This is a genomic window from Capnocytophaga sp. HP1101 (assembly GCF_054772415.1).
Map to the genome: position 1 here is coordinate 41,580 of NZ_BPUU01000019.1, position 18,609 is coordinate 60,188.

Below are 18,609 nucleotides of genomic sequence, written 5' to 3' on the forward strand. Positions count from 1 at the left end.
TTCATTTCTTATCTCTTACCTGAATTACGAATTTATCATTACTGCTGTCTTTCACTATGTTCTCTGCTTTTTTGAACGGATAGAGCTTGCTGCGGAAAAAGAAAGTGAGTACTAATAAATGGGCGGCAAAATACACCACTAATTCAAATATTACGGGTACAAACGAAGGGAAGTTTTCCCAGAAAGTGCCGTTGGGCTTACCGCCGAAGTTCTGAGGCCAATCTTTGATCATCGTGAAATAAGCAAGCCAACAACCAAAGAGCAAGCCCACGAGTCCGTATACGAAAGTCGCTTTGCCTAAGCGCGTGCGCCTGAGCCCCAGTGCTTCATCTAACCCATGTACCGCAAAGGGGGTATATACCTCTTGAATTTCCACGCCTTCAGCTTTTAGCTCTTTAATCTTTTCTAAAAGCGATTCAGGTGAATCTAAAATGATCATCTCTTCTGGCCCCCGATCCCCCGAAGGGGGACAATCCGCAAGAGCGATATCTTGAGACTTTGACAAAGTGTTTGACTCATTACCTAATGCCTGTGGACTATCGCCTAACACCTGATGCCTAACACCTAACACCTGCCCCTTTACTTCCGCTTGTGCGATCATCGGGAAACTCCTTGCGTACAATAGGAACAACAGAAAGAAAAATCCTAAAGTGCCCACAAATATCGCTATATCTACCCAGGTGGGACTGAACATCGTCCACGAGGAGGGCAGGTAATCGCGGTGCAATGAGGTGACGATAATCACAAAGCGTTCAAGCCACATTCCCACGCACACCACTAAGGCGATGAATATTGAGAAACCAATGCTACAGCGCAGTTTCTTAATCCACAGTAGTTGAGGAAGGAGGACGTTGCAGGCAATCATCGTCCAGAATGCCCACGCATAAGGCCCCATCGCACGGTTGAGAAATACGTATTTTTCAAATTCAGAATGCGAGCGAAAAGCCATTGCCAATTCGGTGAGATAAGCAACAGCTACAATACTACCTGCCACAAGCATCACTTTGTTCATCAAGTCGATGTGCTTGAGGGTGATATAGCTCTCGAAATCACACACTTTGCGCAGAACAATCAGCAGGAGGCTCACCATAGCAAAGCCCGAAAAGATAGCTCCCGCCACAAAATAAGGCGGGAAGATAGTAGTGTGCCACCCTGGAATGACCGAGGTAGCAAAGTCAAAAGAGACGATAGTGTGCACCGATACCACCAAGGGGGTAGCAATGCCCGCCAAGAGGAGCATCGTCTCTTCCATACGTTGCCAGTCCTTAGCTTTACCACTCCAACCGAAACTCAGCAAGCTGTAAATCTTCTTCTGAAAAGGCTTGAGAGTACGATCGCGCAACATCGCAAAATCGGGGAGTAAGCCTACCCACCAAAACACTAAGGATACCGAAAAATAGGTAGCAATAGCAAAAACATCCCATAGCAAAGGTGAGTTAAAATTGTCCCACAGCGAGCCGTATTGGTTGGGAATAGGCAAGTTGAAATGCAATAACCACGGTCTGCCTAAATGCAGTATCGGGAAGATACTCGCTTGCAATACAGCAAAGATAGTCATTGCTTCAGCCGAGCGATTAATAGCCACCCGCCACTGTTGGCGAAAGAGCAACAATACCGCCGAGATGAGCGTTCCTGCATGCCCGATACCTATCCACCACACAAAGTTGGTGATGTCCCACGCCCAACCTACGTTTTTGTTGAGCCCCCACACGCCTATGCCGTCGCGCAAGGTTACCCATATTGCCCATATCCCCCAGAGGGTCGCAAGAAGGGTAATGCCAAAGGCAATCCACCACGCGCGAGAAGCACGACCTTCGATGGGGCGCGCTATATCTTCACTGATGGTATGATAGGATTTATCGTTGAGTATCTGCATAAATAAGATTTTTTACAGCATCCTTGCCGTCGGGAGTTACAAACACACAAGTGAATTGCCATTTCACCAATCGCACTTCAGGGGTAGAGAAAGCACCCACAGGTAGCTTGAGCAACACTTTATTCCATCCCTTGTTGAGCCTAACTTGTAAAGGAGGACGCACTTGAAAATTTTCGTTAGTAAGAGGTATTTCGTTAGAGAGCTCTCTGTGAGTTGATTCCCATATAGGAGGAGAGAGTTCAGTATTGTTTAGCCAAATTTTACTCTCCTTGTAATCCCATTTGCCTTGTGGCGGAGGGAGATCTTTTTCCGACCGACTGTAATCTTGAAAACTTACCCATAAACCAACCGATTGTTCTTCGGGTGAATATACATAAGTGTACGCATAAGCAGTGTGGTTGGGTTGAGGTTTTTTATAGAAAGCAGGTACAAGGTTACCCCAAGTATGTCGCAAATAAATGCCAGCCCCTATAGCTTTATGGGTGTGATAAGTTTTTCCTTCATAAGAGTAGCTTTCTTTTAAGGCTTTCTCAGGCGGAAAAGATAGAGAAAGGTTGCCATTATTAGGGAATGCATCGGTAATGCGCCAAACTACTTTCGTTTGAGGTACGTAGGCAAAGGGTTCGGCAGTAAAGTGATGGGTTTTATGCCAACACATACGCCTTTCAAAATCAGCAAACTGCCGGAATATAGGGTCGCTGGTATCAGTAGGGAGCATAGTGCCTTTGCCATCAAAATATTCGCTACCTCCTCCTTTCCAAGAGCGTTCGGCTAAGGCGAGCATTGCAGGATAGAAATTGTTTTGGATGAGAATATTTCTCTCTCCTCTGATATAGCGGTCATTCCACAGCCCTATAATAGCTCCTGCGTGCTCATCGTCGCCTTGGGCTACATTTAAAATTCTGCTGTTGTAGAGGGCAACCAAATCGGCAAAAGCATCGAAATGATTGATATAGTGAAATTTGCTATCGATAGCAGGGATGCCTTTTTGTGCTTTACCCCGATAGCTCCACAGTTGGGTCATATCTATTTCACCTGCTTTATATTGCCACCCAGGATTCCAAGAAATCACCTTTTTGCCTTTATTACGCAGGTAAGCCACCATTTCAGGTACAAATTGCGGATTGCTAAAAACTACTTCATCAGTGCCTATATGAATATAAGGAACATCAAAATTTTCGACTACCTCATCCAATAGTTCTTTGAGAATTGCCATTCCTTTTTCCGATTGCATATCTACCCCAAAAGCCTTTTCAAAAGCGCGACTGTGTCCAGGCATATCAATTTCGGGGATGAGCAATACATTGTGTTCTTTGCAGAAAGCAATCAACTCTTTGGCTTCTTGTAGGGTATAGTATTGGGCAGGCATACGCTCATAGCTAGACGGTGCATTGAGTTCAGGATAAAGCAAACTCTGCAAACGCCACCCTTGATTTTCGGTGAGATGCCAATGAAATACATTGATTTTGTACTGCGAAAGTAGTGCTATTTCTCTTTTCAACTCCTCCAAACTCATAAAGGTGCGTCCTACATCTTGCATAAAACCGCGTACCCTAAAAGCAGGATAATCAATGATTTTGCACCCTTCGTAATAGGCTTTATTGCCTTTGGTAACCAAAAGTTGTTTTAGGGTTTGTTTTGCCCAATACACGCCTCTCCCACTGATCGCCCGAATGAGGATATAATTTTTGGTAACTTCCAATAGATACCCTTCTTCTTTATTGATAGGAATTTCGGGCAAATCGGCTACTCTTTCTACAATAATGAGCGGGTGCGTTTCTGCCGAGGCTACCTTGTAGCGTTGCCCATTAGCGATGACTTGTTGCGGTGCAGGCAATAAGTGGTCTATCCCTGCATACAGCACACAAGGACAAATACACCAAAGGTATATGAAAAATATATAAAACTTCATAACTTCTAATTCCTAACTTTCACTTGATACACCACATTAGGGTCTGTCCCCAGCTCTGCTAAAAGCTGATACATACGATCGCTGGCACTGAGTTGGGCGATTTTGCTTCCTTCTTCGTTAGCATCGCCAAATACCATAGCTCCTGTATTACAAGCAGCGGCACAAGCTACTACATTGTTGAACTCTCCTGGGGCGACCGCACGACCTTCTCTTTTGGCTTTCAGTATTACCGCTTGGGTGTTCTGGATACAGAGGGAACACTTTTCCATTACCCCTCGCGAACGTACCGTTACATCGGGGTTGAGCACCATACGCCCTATTTCGTTGTTCATATTGTAGTTGAACTGCTTGTTTTCACTATACTGAAACCAGTTGAATCGGCGTACTTTGTAAGGGCAGTTGTTGGCGCAATAACGCGTACCTACACAGCGATTGTAAGCCATTTGGTTTTGTCCTTGCTGTCCGTGAGCGGTAGCGATTACAGGGCAAACAGTCTCACAAGGGGCATTATTACAATGCTGACACATCACGGGCTGAAAGCCTACGCACCTTTGTTCGTTTTCTCTTGATTCATAACGGTCGATGCGCAACCAGTGCATATCGCGCGAGCGACGCACTTCTTCTTTGCCTACTACGGGCACATTGTTCTCCGCGTGGCAAGCGATCACACAAGCCGCACAACCTGTGCAAGCATTCAGGTCGATAGAGAGTTTAAAGTGATGTGGGGTAGTAGGGTCTTTCTTGGTTTTAGAGGGTTGAGGGTTCCATACTTCGGCAGAGGAGTTTAAGAAAGTATCTAAACTGATTTCTTTCAGGATATTTTTACGCCCTACTAATTCATTTTGCAGTTGCAAGCAGGCAAATTCGTGTGTGCCGTCTGCTTTTTCTATCTGTACGCCTTGGTTTTTACAATGGTCTTTATAAAGAGGGAAGGCATTCACGCCTATTTGCATTTCGGCTTGTATGCCTGCCTTGCGCCCATAACCTAAGGCAAGCCCCACACTTCCTTGCGCTTGTGCAGGGGTGATAAGTACGGGAGCGATGATACTTTTGCCGTTAGCACTGATTTTCGCCTGATGCCCGTCCAAAGCACCATCAGCAGTGTGCCAATTCTCAATATTTAGACGCTGGGCATCGCTGGGGTGCATCGTGAGGAAGTTATCCCACGTAGTGCGGTGGATAGGGTCGGGGAGCTCTTGTAGCCAAGGATTGTTAGCCTGCTGCCCATCGCCCAAAGCGGTGCTGGTGTAGAGAGAAAGTTCAAAAGGTGTTTCTACTAATTCTCTGGGAAGTACTGTGCCTATTAGCCTTAAAGTTTCCTCACGTGTGAGGGTCATAGGCGGTTTCCTCAGTGAAGGGATTTTTTCTTCTTTTGGCAACTCAAAAGATTTTAAATCTTCTTTTACAAATGTGCCATCGTGTAAGGCTTGTTCCCAAGAAAATCCTTTTAAGATATGAGCTTCCCAATGAGCTTTGATAAAATCGTAATAGCTTTCATTGTGTCCTATCCATTGTAAAAAACAGTCTTGCCATTGGTGGGTATTGAAAAGCGGACGTATACAAGGCTGCATCAGTCCGTAGTGCCCGTATTTGAATTCTACATCGCCCCACGACTCTAAATAATGAGGTTGAGGTGCCCAAAGGGTCGTTTGCTGGGCAGTTTCATCAGCGCGCATCGCAAAGGATACCGAAAAAGGTACTTTCTTCAAGCCTGTGGCAAACACTTCGGCGTTAGGCAAACAGTATAAGAGGTTGAGATTGTTGATAAAGAGAGCACCTACCTTACCTTCGTTCATATCGGTGAGTAGCTGTTGTAGAGCTTTAACATTACCTTTACGGGTAAGCACGGGAGTTTGAGGCGAGAAAGCTTCACTTTGGAGATGTTCATTGATAGCAAAAGCGATTAATTGAGCTTCAACGCTATCAATACCTGTTACTACTAAGGCTTTGCTACCCGCTTTTTTGAGTTCGGAAGCTATTTTCTTTATTTTGTCTTCAATAGTAACTTTATTCTCCTCTTTTTCTATAATAGAGGTTGGGAAATGAAATTGCTCATTCTCCTCAAAACCTTTTAGGTATTGGAAACAGTAAGCCAATGCTTTTTTCACTTGGTCAGGAGTGAGTGCGATACGCTCATCGGCATTAGCGCCTGTAAGGCTGAGGTTGGCTTCCAACTGAATATGGCGCGACATTCCGTTTGCTTTGCTGGGGATACGCCCTTGCGCATAGCCTGCTTCATAGCCTCCGCCATTCCAATCGCCCAAGAAATTGGCATCAAAAGAAACGATGAGCTTTGCCTTGCTGAAATCGTAATCGGGCATTGCACGCAATCCATAGCGCCATTCAAAAGCGGTGAGAGTAGCATCTTCTGATACTGTATCGTATTCTACGAGTTTAAAGGTAGGGTATTTTTCTTTTAATAGTTCTATTAAGGCATAACTCGACGGACTCGCGAGTGTTTGACTGAGCATCACAATTTGCTTCCCTTTAGCTTTTGCTTTCTCTAAGGCTGAAAGAGTATCGGTCTCAATTTTCTGCCAAAAGCCTTCCCTTGCAATGGTGGGAGGTTTCCTATTTTCATCGTATAAACTCAATACCGATGCCAATATCCTTGCATTCACTGCCCCTCCTGCTTTGGCTTCGGGGTTGCGCAATACAGCAATGGGTCGCCCTTCGCGAGTTTTCACCAGTACGCTGGCAAAGTCAAAACCATCGGCGATGCAAGTAGCGTAATAATTGGCTTCACCTGCTACAATGCTTTCGGGCTGTATTACATACGGAATCGTTTTGTGTACCGCCCCTTCGCAACCTGCCAAGGCAACCACCGCTGTAGAAAAACCTAAGAATTTTAGGAAATCCCGCCGTGATGTTGATATATTATGTAGAGTTTCTTTAGTCATTCGTAACTTGTAATTCGTAATTATCAATAGTGGCATTTAGCACATTCTAAGCCTCCCATTTCGGCAACGGTTAGTTTGCTAACATTTAGCTTTTTAGCCAAAGCCTTGTGCACTTCTTCATAGTGCTGATAATAAGGGTTGTTAGCATTCACAGGCATTTGGCGATGGCACTCTATACACCACCCCATCGTAAGAGGAGCGTGCTGGTGTACCACCTCCATTTGTTGTACTTCTCCGTGGCATTTCTGACATTCCAATCCACCCACTGCTACGTGCTGACTGTGATTGAAATAAGTAAAGTCGGGGAGTTTGTGAATGCGCACCCACTGCACCCCTTTAGGAGTACCCGTATAGCGAAATTTCTGCTCGTCCCAGCCTACTGCTTCGTATAATTTCTTGATTTCTTTGGTATAAAATTCTTTAGTGTAACCATTGGTGAGATCCTCCTCACCCTCATATTCCGAAATGGTATTGTGGCAACCCATACACACATTGAGTGAGGGCACGCCTGCTACTGCCGAAGTCCGCGCCCCTGAATGGCAATATTTACAATCGATTTGGTTATCACCTGCGTGAATTTTGTGAGAGAAGTGAATAGGTTGTATAGGTTCATAGCCCTCGTCTACCCCTATCTGCATCAGAAAGGCGTAAAGAGCGTAGGTAATGCCCAGAAAGGCAAGGAGTATGGTGATGATAAGGATGAGTTTTTTCATTTTTAGACTTTGTCAAAGTCCTTGGACTTTGACAAAGTGTTATGTATCTTAATTACTTCTTTTTTAGCTTTTTCTAAGTCGATATTTTCAATCACAGCATCGGATAATGCGATACGTTGAGAGTCGTTCCACTGCTGTGCCATACGCGCACGCACTTGGGCTTCGGTGCAATGGTCGCGGGCGATAGTGCGGGCAATACGCACTTCCTCGGGGGCAGTAACGGTGATGATAAAATCACAATCTTGATAGCTGCCACTCTCAAAGAGAATCGCCGCTTCTTTGATTACATAAGGAGCCGTTTGCTGGGCTGTCCACTTTTTGAAATATTCGGCCAAAGCAGGGTGTACAATGCCGTTCAGTAATGCCAACTTTTCGGGGTTGCTGAATACGATTTTAGCGATATAAGCGCGGTTGTATTCATCGCCTGTATAAGCCTCTTCGCCAAAAACTTCGATGATACGGCGCTTTACCTCAGCATCATTGGCAATGAGGTGCTTGGCTTCAGTATCCGAATTGAAAACGGGAATGCCCAAAGCGGCAAACTCGCGGGCAATGGTGCTCTTGCCACTGCCGATACCTCCTGTAAGTCCTACTACTATCATTCTTTGCGTATCAAAAAATCAACGGTATTTTCTTTCATAAAGGTCATTTTCACGCGGCGTTTGTGGGTGCTGAGCTGTAGCGGAATGTTGCTGCCGTTGGCTTCACACACATCGGCAATGACCTGAATATCATCAGGGGTGAGGGTTTTGAGGATTGCCAATTCACCAGTACAAAGTACGCTCACCTCGCTGGGAAATACCTTCACCTGACTGCCCTTAGGGGCACCCACCACCTTCACAGGCACCGTGAGTTCCTGTTCGCTCACCTTATCTACAAAGGCTTGCATCACAATTTTATGAGCGTTGTAGTGCACCCAAGGAGTGTTTTTCAGCGTGTAAGTCTCCCCAAAATTGTCTTTCAGCGGACGCTTATGTCGGTATTGAAAAGTTACCTGCGTGAGGGTGTCGATTACTTTTTGGCTACCCGTCGCTACTACCGAATCGGGAGTGAGGCGCAGTTCGGTGAGTTGGTATTCCTTAGGAAATTCCACGTTCAGGCGCACCACTACGGGTATTTTTTTAGAGTGTTTAGGCGCTAAATAGAGTTGGATAGTATCTGAAACTACCGAGCGTATTCTGAAGTTAGAGAGGTAAGTATTACTGAGTTTATCTTTACTGTTTTTGGAGAGCGTGTAGAAGTTTTCGCCCACCTCTTGCAAATCGGAGAAATCTACGGTGAGCGTAGCGTTTTGGCGGTACGATTTCAGTAGTGAAAAGCCATTGCCTTCCACCAATATTTTTACGTAGTTAGGGGTAGAGGGCAAGAGCACTTTGTCGGCAGGCGGATTGATTACCATCACAGGCACTGATAGCTCTCTGATAAGGTTTTTTGAGAGTTTCATCAGCGACCAGATAAATATCGAGAGCAACAGGCAAATCACAAAAGTGAGAGTGCGGCGGTTTGTAAAAAATAGGCGAAAGCGCTTCATAACAGGTAATAGGTAAATTTGTGGCAAAGGTATAAACTTTTATTGAGAGCGCAAAATAATACTTATTAATACTTTAATACGGTATATACCTATTACTAAAAAAGTATATACTTAGCAGTATATACCTGTGAAGTCGGCGGTATATACCTGTGAAGTCGGCGGTATATACCTGTGAGGTCAGCGGTATATATCTATCACTAAACGGGTATATACGCGTTACAGCTCACATATATACCCGTTGGGTATTATTGGCATTTCTGGCATTAAAATATTATTTCAGTATTTTCCTAATGTAATTGGCTTCGTGGATACTTTGGGTAAGGGCTTCGGATTGTTCAGTTTCGATGAGGGTTCTGAAAGCTTCTAAGTTCTTGATATATTCATTGAGGGCTTTGAGTACATTATCTTTGTTTTCTAAGAAGATAGGACACCACATCTGGGCATCGCTTTTTGCCAAACGCACCGTTGAGGCAAAACCTGTGCTGGCTAAATCGAAGATTTGAGCTTCGTCTTTCTCTATCTCTAAAACGGTTTTGCCCAGCATAAACGAACTCACGTGTGAGAGGTGCGATACGTAAGCGGTATGCAAGTCGTGGTCAGAAGGGTGCATCATCTTTACGCGCATATTTAGGGCTTTTACAATACTGAGGGCACGGTCAAGCAGTTGCCAATCGCTTTTTTCTACTTCACAAAGTGCCATTACTTTCCCATCGAAGAGGTCGTAAAGCGCTGCCTCAGGTCCTGAATGCTCGGTACCTGCCATAGGGTGCGCAGCAACAAAGTTTTGTCTGCGAGGGTGTGTAGCTACTACTTCACAGATGTGACCTTTTACCGAACCGGCGTCCATTACTAAGGTTTGTTCGCCTATTTTATCTAATACTTGCAAGAGCACTTCGCCTATGTGGTTCACAGGTACCGCTATGAGCACGAGGTCGGCATCGGTGAGATGGTTGTAATCTGTACTTTCATCGATGATACCTAAGGCTAAGGCTTTTTCTATATGATTAGGGTTTAGGTCAATACCCGCAATACGGTAACCCAAACGTTTCTTCAATTCTAAGGCAAAGGAACCTCCTATGAGACCTAAGCCTATGATGACTGCTTTTTTCAATTCGATATTAATTAGCTAATTGTTTCATAGTGTAGAGCACCAGTTCAGTGGGTGATTTTTCAGTAACTATCCAAATAGATTTATCTAAATCTACATCTATCGCAATGGGGGATACTGATTCTACGGGAAAGTCTTTTAACAATTTTCCTTTTTCGTCGTATAAATAGGCTTTTTTGGTGTTTTGTTCGTTTACTGAGACGTAGTTGATGCCACGAATACGGAACTGTTTAGGACGGGCATATTTACCTTCGGGAAGTTCAATGCGTTGCCCGCCTATGGTAAGTATGTTGCCCGAAAGAGAGGTAAGTGCATAACGATTACCTTCCCAATAAAAGGGTTCTACCAGCGATGGATTTGTGCGATTCATTCCTCCTTTCTCATCTATAGAAATAAGGTTACCTTCTTGAGTGGTGAACATAAACAAGTTATTGAATACCAAAGGAGGATTGTTAGAGAAACGATAGTTACCCTTTACTGTTATTCTGTTTTCGCCGTTGCGGTGCAAGATGTTAAAGACACCATTATCGGAAGGGTAGATAAGATAGTCTTTGCCATTGAAACGGTAATGCTTAGGAGTAAACAAAGGTTTCCCATTGGTGCGCTGTAAGAAGCCTTTCACTTGTTGTCCTTTTCTGTCTAACAGGTGCAAGATATTGTTTTCGGCAAAGAGGAAGCGGTATTCGCGATTGCTATCGTAATCGAACACCTCCAAAGGTGTGATAGGGTTTTGATACTTTAGAGGGAAAGGCTCTACCACATTGCCGTTGCGGTCAATAATCCAGATAGACTTTTCGGTAGTGAAAGCCATTTGCAAGAAGCCGTTTTTAAATAAATCGACCTGGTAAATAGGGCTTTGTATCTTTCCGTCTAAGCGTTTTTTCCACAAGAGAGAACCGTTGTTACCTATCAGATATAAATCGTTATTGGTGTCTTGCACGGCTATTTCGAGTTGTTTGGTGCGGTGGTTTAAGAGAATAGTAGGAGGGATAACCATTTGGTCGTCTAACGTAAGGCGGAAACGTTCTTTCATCTCATCGGAAAGAGTGCTTTCAGTTTGTTTTTGACTGATGAAATTGAGCACGTAATAGTCGTTTTGAGGGGTTTGTTGGAATACTGCCCAGCGATAGTTTTCGGCTATATAAGGATATTTACTGCTAAAAGCTGTGTTGTCATAAAGATTTGTGAGCCGTGTAACACTTACGTTGGAAGCACTGTTTTGTTCTAACCAATCGTAAGATTTATTGGCTGAAAGCACATTGCCTCGTTGCATATCGTTGATTACTGAGGTAAGAAGGTCTTTGGTGGTAGTAAACACGAGAAACTTTTCATACACTCCGACGTATTTAGGGACAAACTGAGGTACAAAAGCGGTGAAAAAATCCATTGGGAGGTCGGGGTTTAGTTCGTACATAGAGAAGTTGTGCTGAAAGTCTTCAGAGAGTACGGGCAACTGTTTGATGGTTTCATCTACATCAAAAGAAGAGGCGACCGCAAATTGACCTTCGGAGGTTTGAGCAAAAGCTACCCCATTGATAGAGGTTTTAAACGGATTATTGGTAGCTGTACTATCGTTTTGAGCGAGCTTATCGCCGTCGTCGAAAGTGTAAGAAACGAGTGAACGCAAGCGTGCGGGAAGTACGTTTAACACATTGTTTTGATAGGGTAAGGTGTGTGCCATTATATCGGCATTGGCATTGGCAATGAGTGCCATACCGCTAAAACGTATGTTGTTTTCTTCTAAGAAAAGGTCGAGAGAGACCCAATCTTTTACATTTTGTAATATCTCGGTTCCGAAGAACGATTTGAAGTAAGCATTTGCTTCGTCTTTTTGGAAGAAAAGAGTGGCAACGCATTCGGTATTACCTACTTTTTGGAGTTGTTCCAAAGACTGTTGTCGTGGAGTTTTAGTTTCTTGTTTCAGTTGTTGATAAGCCGAAACGGTCTCGGAATCGCCTATAACTAAGTTGTTATCGGCTATGGTGTAAAACCATTCTTTACCAAACTGAGCTTGTTTTTGGATTTGAGTATCGGCATTGCGCCAAAAACTAATAGTATCGTTGCTAATACGGGGAGTTATGGCAAAGAAATGACCTTCGGTATCAAAAGCTACCCACAAGTTATCATCGGTGGGAATGCTATTAAGGAGTTTTACCTCGTGTGGGCGCAACTGATGAGGATTGTGCGTCTTCCAAAAGGTATTGTTAGCAATGGCACTGAGGAAGTTATCTTTATCGTTGATGCGGAAAAGCATTTGCGTATTATCGGGGAAGAGCAAGGGTGTTACCTCCTCTTTCTTCTCTTTGGAATCGCAGGCGAGTAGCGATAAAAATAGCGTTATGTAAAAAAGAATGCGCATAATTAAGATGTTTCAATGAAAGCAGTGTAATATGCAATGAAGTGCAAAGGTAGGAAAAAAAATTTTAATACCAAAAATGCTGATAATGCTGATGATGCCAGAAATGCCAATAATACCGATAATCAACTTTGCCAAAGGTCGTAGCACGACGGGCGATTAACTTTAGCAAAGTGTATACCGCAAAAGAAATTCGAATAGCAAATGGGAATATTGGGACTGTAAAAAGATAACGAAAAGAAACGGAAGGGTGTGTTGAGGTAAGAGGTAAAAAATAAGCTGTAATTTGGGTGGGGTTAGCTTATAGGGAGCTTATAGGAAGCTTATACGAATCTTGGACGATTGGTATAGAAAGGGTGTATAAATAGTTGATTCATAATATAATACAACAGTGATAAAAATGTTAAAAACGGGGTTTCGAGGCGAAAGAAAGAGGAAGAGGCACTAGGTCTTAGGCCATAGGCACTAGGGGGGAGTATGACGGAAAGGAGAAGGGATAATTAGGGAATTAGCAAAATTGAAAATGAGAAAATGGGTGATGTGGGAGGGCTTAGGTCATAGGTGCTAGGGGGAGTATGACGGAAAAGGGAAGAGATAGGGGTATGGTAGGATAAAATTATAGAAAGAGTTGATAGTGAACGGTTAAACAGTGAATAGTTAAAAATTGAAAATAGAAAAATAATCGAAAGTAAGATAGAGGTGAGATAAAGGGGTGTTATGTTAAAATTAAGGATTTTTCAGCTTAAATCAAAAAAAAAAGAAAATTATTCATTGCTAATTAGAAAATAGTTTTTACCTTTGTGGCGTTAAAAGAACTATAATAATAATTTACCAACTCCATTAAGAAACATTATTTTAACCGATGAAAAAGTTACCCTTTTTAATTTGGGGGCTATTGCTGTCTTTCTTCAGTACAGCTATAGCCCAAGAGCTCGATACCATTCGCTATAACCAATATGGCGTGGCAGTCGATAGAAAAGAACTTCGCTCAGAGGCACGTAACAACATCTTGGTTTTTGAATCAAAACATCAGAACTATAAGTTTTGGTTTGACAACCGTGTGCAAGTGGATGCTGCTACGTTTTTTGGCGCTAAGAGCGATTACGACAAGATAGGCAACGGCGCTTCTATTCGCCGTGCTCGATTTGCCGTAAAGGCACAAGTTACCAAAGATTGGTACGGTGAAGTGGACGTTGATTTCGCCGATGGTATTTTTGAACTTAAAGATGCTATCGTGGAATACGACGGGATTAAGAACGTAGCCTTGAAGGTGGGAAACTTCAAAGAAGATTTCTCGATGGAGCAAACTACCAGTTCGCGTTACTTAACCTTTATGGAACGCCCTATGGTGTGTAAAGCCTTAGTGCCGTCACGGCATTTGGGTATTCAAGGAGAGTACTTGCGCGACCATTTTAGGGCTTCGCTTGGTATGTTTTTGCAACGAGTAGCTGGCGTTGAGGAAGTGACCAATGTGCAAGACAACAATAAGGATTACGGACGCAACCAGGGGTATTCAATCACCAGTAAAGTGGGCTGGATGCCTTATACCGAAGACCGTATGCAAGGTTGTTATTTAGGAGTTAAGGGCTCTTACCGCACTCCTAAAACTGATGTAGCGCCTAAGGATTACGGCGGAGCGCGTTTCAGTACCCGCAACTCTACCTCGATTAACCGCAAAAAGTACTTAGACACTGATGTTATACCCAATGTAGACCACGAATGGTTGCGCGGGGTAGAAGCCGCTGCTTACTACGGAGGCTTCCGCGTACAAGGAGAGTGGATAGGCAACCACGTTACTACGGAAGCTACCTATTACAATTTCACGGGTTGGTATGTGCAAGCAGCGTATTTGCTCTTTGGTGGCAAACAGAAGTTTAACGTATCGGAAGGTGAGTTTACTCAGCCTACCCGAGGCAAGGAATGGGGTGATGTGGAGCTGGCAATGCGCTGTGATTACCTCAGCTTGAACGACAAAGACGTGTATGGTGGTTCAGGAGCAAACTTCACTACGGGGTTGAACTTTTATGTGAATAACAACGTGAAAATAGCTCTGAACTATCAGTATACCAACAACGACCGTTATGCAAACGGCAGAGGCAAACTGATTATTGGGCACGATGCCACAGGAGCCCCAACTACCGATTATAAAAAAGCGGTGGAAGGCAAAGGCAAAGGCGGTGTGAGCTACCATATGCTCGCTATGCGCTTTGAAATTAATTTTTAAACATTCACCCTTTAAACCATTACTAAAATGAAAAGTTTAAGATACATACTTCTATTAATATTGGTCATCACAGCAGGTTGTGTGAAAGATGCAGTGTACGAGGGAGCTTCGACTATCAAATCGGTGAAGCTTACTCCCGCAGCCCCTACCTCGACTGACAACGTAGTGGTAACCGCTGTAATAGCTCCGGGACTACAAGCACCTTCGACAGTAACTTTGGTTTACAACGCAGGAGCAGGCAACCAAACCGTAGCGATGACGGGCAAGGACAATACTTTTACAGGGACTATTCCGGCACAAGCCGATAAAACAAAAGTAACCTACAAAGTAACAGTAGTGAATACCGCAGGATTTTCGACCGTAAAAGAAAGTAGCTATGTGGTAGGCGATAAGCCTTCGGACTACACTAAATTGGTTCTCAACGAACTTTACGGAGCAGGCGCCGATGCCGAAAAATTTATAGAACTTTACAACAACGGCGACACTCCTATCAAACTAAAAGACGTAACCATTAAAAAAGACGAAGAACTTACGTGGACGGGTATTGAGGGAGAAGTGGTAGCCCCTCACTCACATTTTGCTATCGTAGGCGCCAAAGGTACTACCCCGAGAGGGTTCAGTTCGGGTTTTTCGAGCAAGAAAAATGTGCTTATAGAGCTTTACAGCCCTGAGGGAACTAAACTAAACACCTTCCAACGAGGTGAAAAAGGCGATGGTTGGGGCAAAGTGAGTCTTGCGGCAGTTACGAAATCGTGGAGCCGGTGTCCTGATGGTACAGGTAAATTTATGCAAGCAGACCCAACTCAAGGGAAAGCGAATCCTGCGACAGGAACAGAAGATGAGACGGTAAAACAATGAGAGAGGAGAGTGTAGTGACGTAAAGGGATAATGTAGTGGCAGTAAAACAAATACAAACCTCCCCCCTACCCCCTCCAAAGGGGGAGTGTAGTGACGGTTATTATAGAAAAATGTTGTAAAATAAGTAATTAAACAATAAATGATATAAAAACATAATTATGGCAAAAGAAGAATTAAAGATTGGCGAAATCTCTAAACCGCGTTTTGAGTTTCGCAGTTTTGGGCGTTGCTTTGCTAAACAAGCCGAGCGTATGGCACGCCTAAGTGTACCAGTTCCTGAAAAAGTATGGGAACGCCACAGTACCGAAACCTATATTGTGAGTAGGACTAATGATGTGAACAACACTAAAATTCGCGATGGCAAGATGGACATCAAAACCTTTGTGCAAAAGGTAGATGGCTTAGAACAATGGAACCCACTGATGAAAGGAGAGTTTCCCATCTCGGCAAAAGTACTTAAAGAAGAAGTATTTCCGGCTTTTAAAGTGCAAGGAATGCCTGAGCTTACCAAAGGAGAATACACCTTAGAGGAGTTTTTACAAATGGTGGAAGCACACCCCGACCTGCAAGCAGTAACCGTTGAGAAGGTGCGTTTTGGTTATATGGTGAACAATACCATTTGCGAAACCGGTAACGTATACATCAATGGGGCTTTGGTGAAAACCATTAACTCAGAGTCTACCGAGATAGAGGATATAAAGAAAACCATTGCCGATTGCGGATTGGAAGGAGTAGAGAACATCAACTACTTGCAAGCGATTAAACGCGTGATTGGAATGACACATAAACCCTTAGCAAATTAAGTTATGGCACAAGAAATAGAAAGAAAATTTATGGTGAAGAGTGATGCCTATAAAGCAGCATCGTTTAAGGCGACTCGCATCACTCAAGGTTATTTGAGCTCCGTACCTGAACGCACCGTGAGAGTGCGCATAAAAGGCGACAAAGGTTTCATTACGATAAAAGGCATCGGCAATGAAAGCGGTGCGAGCCGGTTTGAATGGGAAAAGGAAATACCTGTAGCCGAAGTACAAGAGCTCTTAAAGCTATGCGAACCAGGTATTATTGACAAGACTCGTTATTTGGTAAAGAACGGCGATTACTGTTTTGAGATTGACGAGTTCTATGGAGACAACGAAGGACTTGTAATGGCAGAGATTGAATTACCCGACGAGAATGCTACTTTTGCCCGCCCTGAGTGGTTGGGTGAAGAAGTAACAGGCGACAAGCGTTATTACAATTCGATGCTAATGAAGAACCCATATAAGAACTGGAAATGACAAATAATACCGACCACACGCCACCCTTTGACCCTTTGGATATGAATAATTATCATATCGAAAAGTTGCCAAAGGTGCAAAAAACAGGGGTAGAGCGGTTTCTCCAACGCATTGGAGGACCGCTTGCTATCCTCGCTTTTGTACTTATCTACTGGGTAGCCAACATTTCGTTTATCAACCGAATAGACACCAATGAGAAGACGACACCACTTACCGAATCGGCAATGGCGCGGTATGCCCAAATAGAAAAGGCAAAAACCAAACAACTGACAGCTACAATGAAGGGAGAAAAAAAACTCTCGGACGAGCAAAAAACAACCTTACAACAAGCAACACATAACGAGTTTATACACATCAACTATGCGATGTTGGCTATTTTTGTAGCTGCTATTATTTTATGGATTACCGAAGCAATCCCCAATTACCTCACTTCACTATTAGTTATACTGGGGATTGTGTTGTGTGGAGTCACGACGGACAAGACGGCATATGCCCAATTGGGACACCCAGTGATGTGGCTCAATATCCTTTCGTTTATCTTGGCGAGTATGTTAGTAAAGGCACAGGTAGCGAAACGGTTTGCCTTGTGGTTTGTACTGAAGTTTGGCAGAAATTCGGGAGGTATTATACTAAGCTTTATCATTATTAACTTAGTGCTATCGGCATTTATTTCGGCAACTACTGCCAAAGCTGCTATACTATTGCCTATTTTTATGGTGATAGCCGCTATCTACGGGGCTACGGGAGGAGAACACCGCAATAACTTCGGTAGGAATTTGATATTGCAGAACCTCTTTCAAATCAATTTAGGAGCTAATGCCTTCTTGACAGGCTCAGGGGCAGCTCTTTTAGCGGGCTCTCTTATAGCTGGTGCTATGGGTATAGGCTCTTTTAGTTATCAGGATTGGTTTAAAGCAGCCTTCCCGATGAGCGTATTGCTTATTCTCATCGCGTGGTTTGTAGGCTCGAAAATTTATTTTCCACTGAAAAAAGAAGAGCGCGTGCCACAGATTGAAGGCGGAATGGACAGGCTTAGGGAAGAGCTCAACAAGCTCGGCAAAATGAGGTTTGAGGAGTATAAGGCGATTGCTATTTTTGTTTGTGTGCTTGTTTTATGGGCTACCGATAAGCAACACGGCATCAACCAAACGGCAGTAGCTTTTATGGGGGCTGTAGTAGCCTTGCTTCCAGGCGTAGGCGTAGTAAAATGGAACGATGTAGACATTCCTTGGCATTTGCTTTTGTTCTCGGCAGGAGCTTATACCTTAGGGGCAGGACTTGACGCTACGGGTTTACCTGGCACGCTCATCGATGCTCTTTTTGGTAGCTTAGGAATTACTCAAGCCACTCCGTTTTGGGTATTGTATATGATACTTACAGGAGGGATTTTGCTTTTCTCGCTCATATTTCAATCTAAAACAATGCTTACACTGATATTTATTCCTATTGCCATAGGGGTAGCCCAAAAGAACGGGTACCCAATTATGAGTCTGGCTTTTCCCGTAGCAATGCTTGTGGGGCACGTGTATGTATTGCCGTTTAACAGTAAACCTGCCGCACTGCTGTACACTACCAATCAATACAGCTGGAGTGATACTTTCAAGTTTGGTATTACGATGATGGTCATTAGCTGGTTGATGATACTCTTATGGGGCGAAACGGTATTGCGGTGGTATGGATTTACTAATGGAGTGTTCTTTTAGGTAAAAGGTAAAAGATAAAAGGTAAGGAGAATTAGGAAATTAGAAAATGAGAGAATTGGAAAATTTAAATTAGGTAAAAGATAAAAGGTAATGAAGAGTGATGAGTGATGAAAGACGAAGGAAACCTGTCCTGTCCTAAAAAAGGTTG

The 18,609-nt window shown here is 43.6% G+C and carries 13 protein-coding genes; 5 read left to right on the top strand and 8 right to left on the bottom strand.

All coding sequences use genetic code 11. The features are described from left to right. Position 1: 1 nt before the first annotated feature. From RCZ04_RS10650 to RCZ04_RS10685, 8 genes are all read right to left on the bottom strand, one after another. Positions 2-1,876, bottom strand: a complete 1,875-nt coding sequence (locus RCZ04_RS10650) for a quinol:electron acceptor oxidoreductase subunit ActD (RefSeq protein ID WP_460486021.1) — start codon at positions 1,874-1,876, stop codon at positions 2-4. Further along, the gene (locus tag RCZ04_RS10655) at positions 1,857-3,788 is read right to left on the bottom strand and encodes a family 20 glycosylhydrolase (protein ID WP_460486022.1); all 1,932 of its coding nucleotides are present in this window, start codon (positions 3,786-3,788) and stop codon (positions 1,857-1,859) included. The genes RCZ04_RS10650 and RCZ04_RS10655 overlap by 20 nt, the downstream gene beginning before the upstream one ends. A 5-nt stretch (positions 3,789-3,793) precedes the next feature. Further along, a complete protein-coding gene (locus RCZ04_RS10660) occupies positions 3,794-6,688 on the bottom strand; it encodes a 4Fe-4S dicluster domain-containing protein (protein WP_460486023.1) in 2,895 nt (964 codons plus the stop codon). Between the two features lie 23 nt (positions 6,689-6,711). Continuing rightward, positions 6,712-7,401: a cytochrome c3 family protein gene (locus tag RCZ04_RS10665; protein ID WP_460486024.1), complete on the bottom strand. Its 690-nt coding sequence runs from the start codon at positions 7,399-7,401 to the stop codon at positions 6,712-6,714. A 2-nt stretch (positions 7,402-7,403) separates the two neighbouring features. After that, positions 7,404-8,003 carry a dephospho-CoA kinase gene (coaE, locus tag RCZ04_RS10670; RefSeq protein ID WP_460486025.1) on the bottom strand — a complete coding sequence of 200 codons (600 nt, stop codon included), beginning with the start codon at positions 8,001-8,003 and terminating at the stop codon, positions 7,404-7,406. Further along, positions 8,000-8,932 carry a CdaR family protein gene (locus RCZ04_RS10675; protein WP_460486026.1) on the bottom strand — a complete coding sequence of 311 codons (933 nt, stop codon included), beginning with the start codon at positions 8,930-8,932 and terminating at the stop codon, positions 8,000-8,002. The genes coaE and RCZ04_RS10675 overlap by 4 nt, the downstream gene beginning before the upstream one ends. A gap of 271 nt (positions 8,933-9,203) precedes the next feature. Continuing rightward, complete coding sequence (locus RCZ04_RS10680; protein WP_460486027.1) at positions 9,204-10,043, bottom strand: prephenate dehydrogenase; 840 nt, start codon at positions 10,041-10,043, stop codon at positions 9,204-9,206. A 7-nt stretch (positions 10,044-10,050) separates the two neighbouring features. Further along, positions 10,051-12,399 carry a hypothetical protein gene (locus RCZ04_RS10685; protein WP_460486028.1) on the bottom strand — a complete coding sequence of 783 codons (2,349 nt, stop codon included), beginning with the start codon at positions 12,397-12,399 and terminating at the stop codon, positions 10,051-10,053. An 859-nt stretch (positions 12,400-13,258) separates the two neighbouring features. On the opposite strand from RCZ04_RS10685, the gene RCZ04_RS10690 reads away from it, so the two are divergent. The 5 genes from RCZ04_RS10690 (at position 13,259) to RCZ04_RS10710 (ending at position 18,461) form a co-directional block, all read left to right on the top strand. Beyond that, a complete protein-coding gene (locus RCZ04_RS10690; protein ID WP_002675531.1) occupies positions 13,259-14,620 on the top strand; it encodes an OprO/OprP family phosphate-selective porin in 1,362 nt (453 codons plus the stop codon). Positions 14,621-14,647: 27 nt separating this feature from the next. Continuing rightward, entirely contained in the window at positions 14,648-15,478 is an 831-nt protein-coding gene (locus RCZ04_RS10695) for a lamin tail domain-containing protein (RefSeq protein ID WP_264860832.1), read from the top strand. Positions 15,479-15,636: 158 nt separating this feature from the next. Then, the gene (locus tag RCZ04_RS10700; protein ID WP_460486029.1) at positions 15,637-16,281 is read left to right on the top strand and encodes a hypothetical protein; all 645 of its coding nucleotides are present in this window, start codon (positions 15,637-15,639) and stop codon (positions 16,279-16,281) included. Between the two features lie 3 nt (positions 16,282-16,284). After that, positions 16,285-16,758: a CYTH domain-containing protein gene (locus RCZ04_RS10705; RefSeq protein WP_460486030.1), complete on the top strand. Its 474-nt coding sequence runs from the start codon at positions 16,285-16,287 to the stop codon at positions 16,756-16,758. Continuing rightward, positions 16,755-18,461, top strand: coding sequence for an SLC13 family permease (locus RCZ04_RS10710; RefSeq protein ID WP_460486031.1), 1,707 nt, complete (start codon positions 16,755-16,757; stop codon positions 18,459-18,461). The genes RCZ04_RS10705 and RCZ04_RS10710 overlap by 4 nt, the downstream gene beginning before the upstream one ends. The last annotated feature ends 148 nt before the right edge of the window (positions 18,462-18,609 follow it).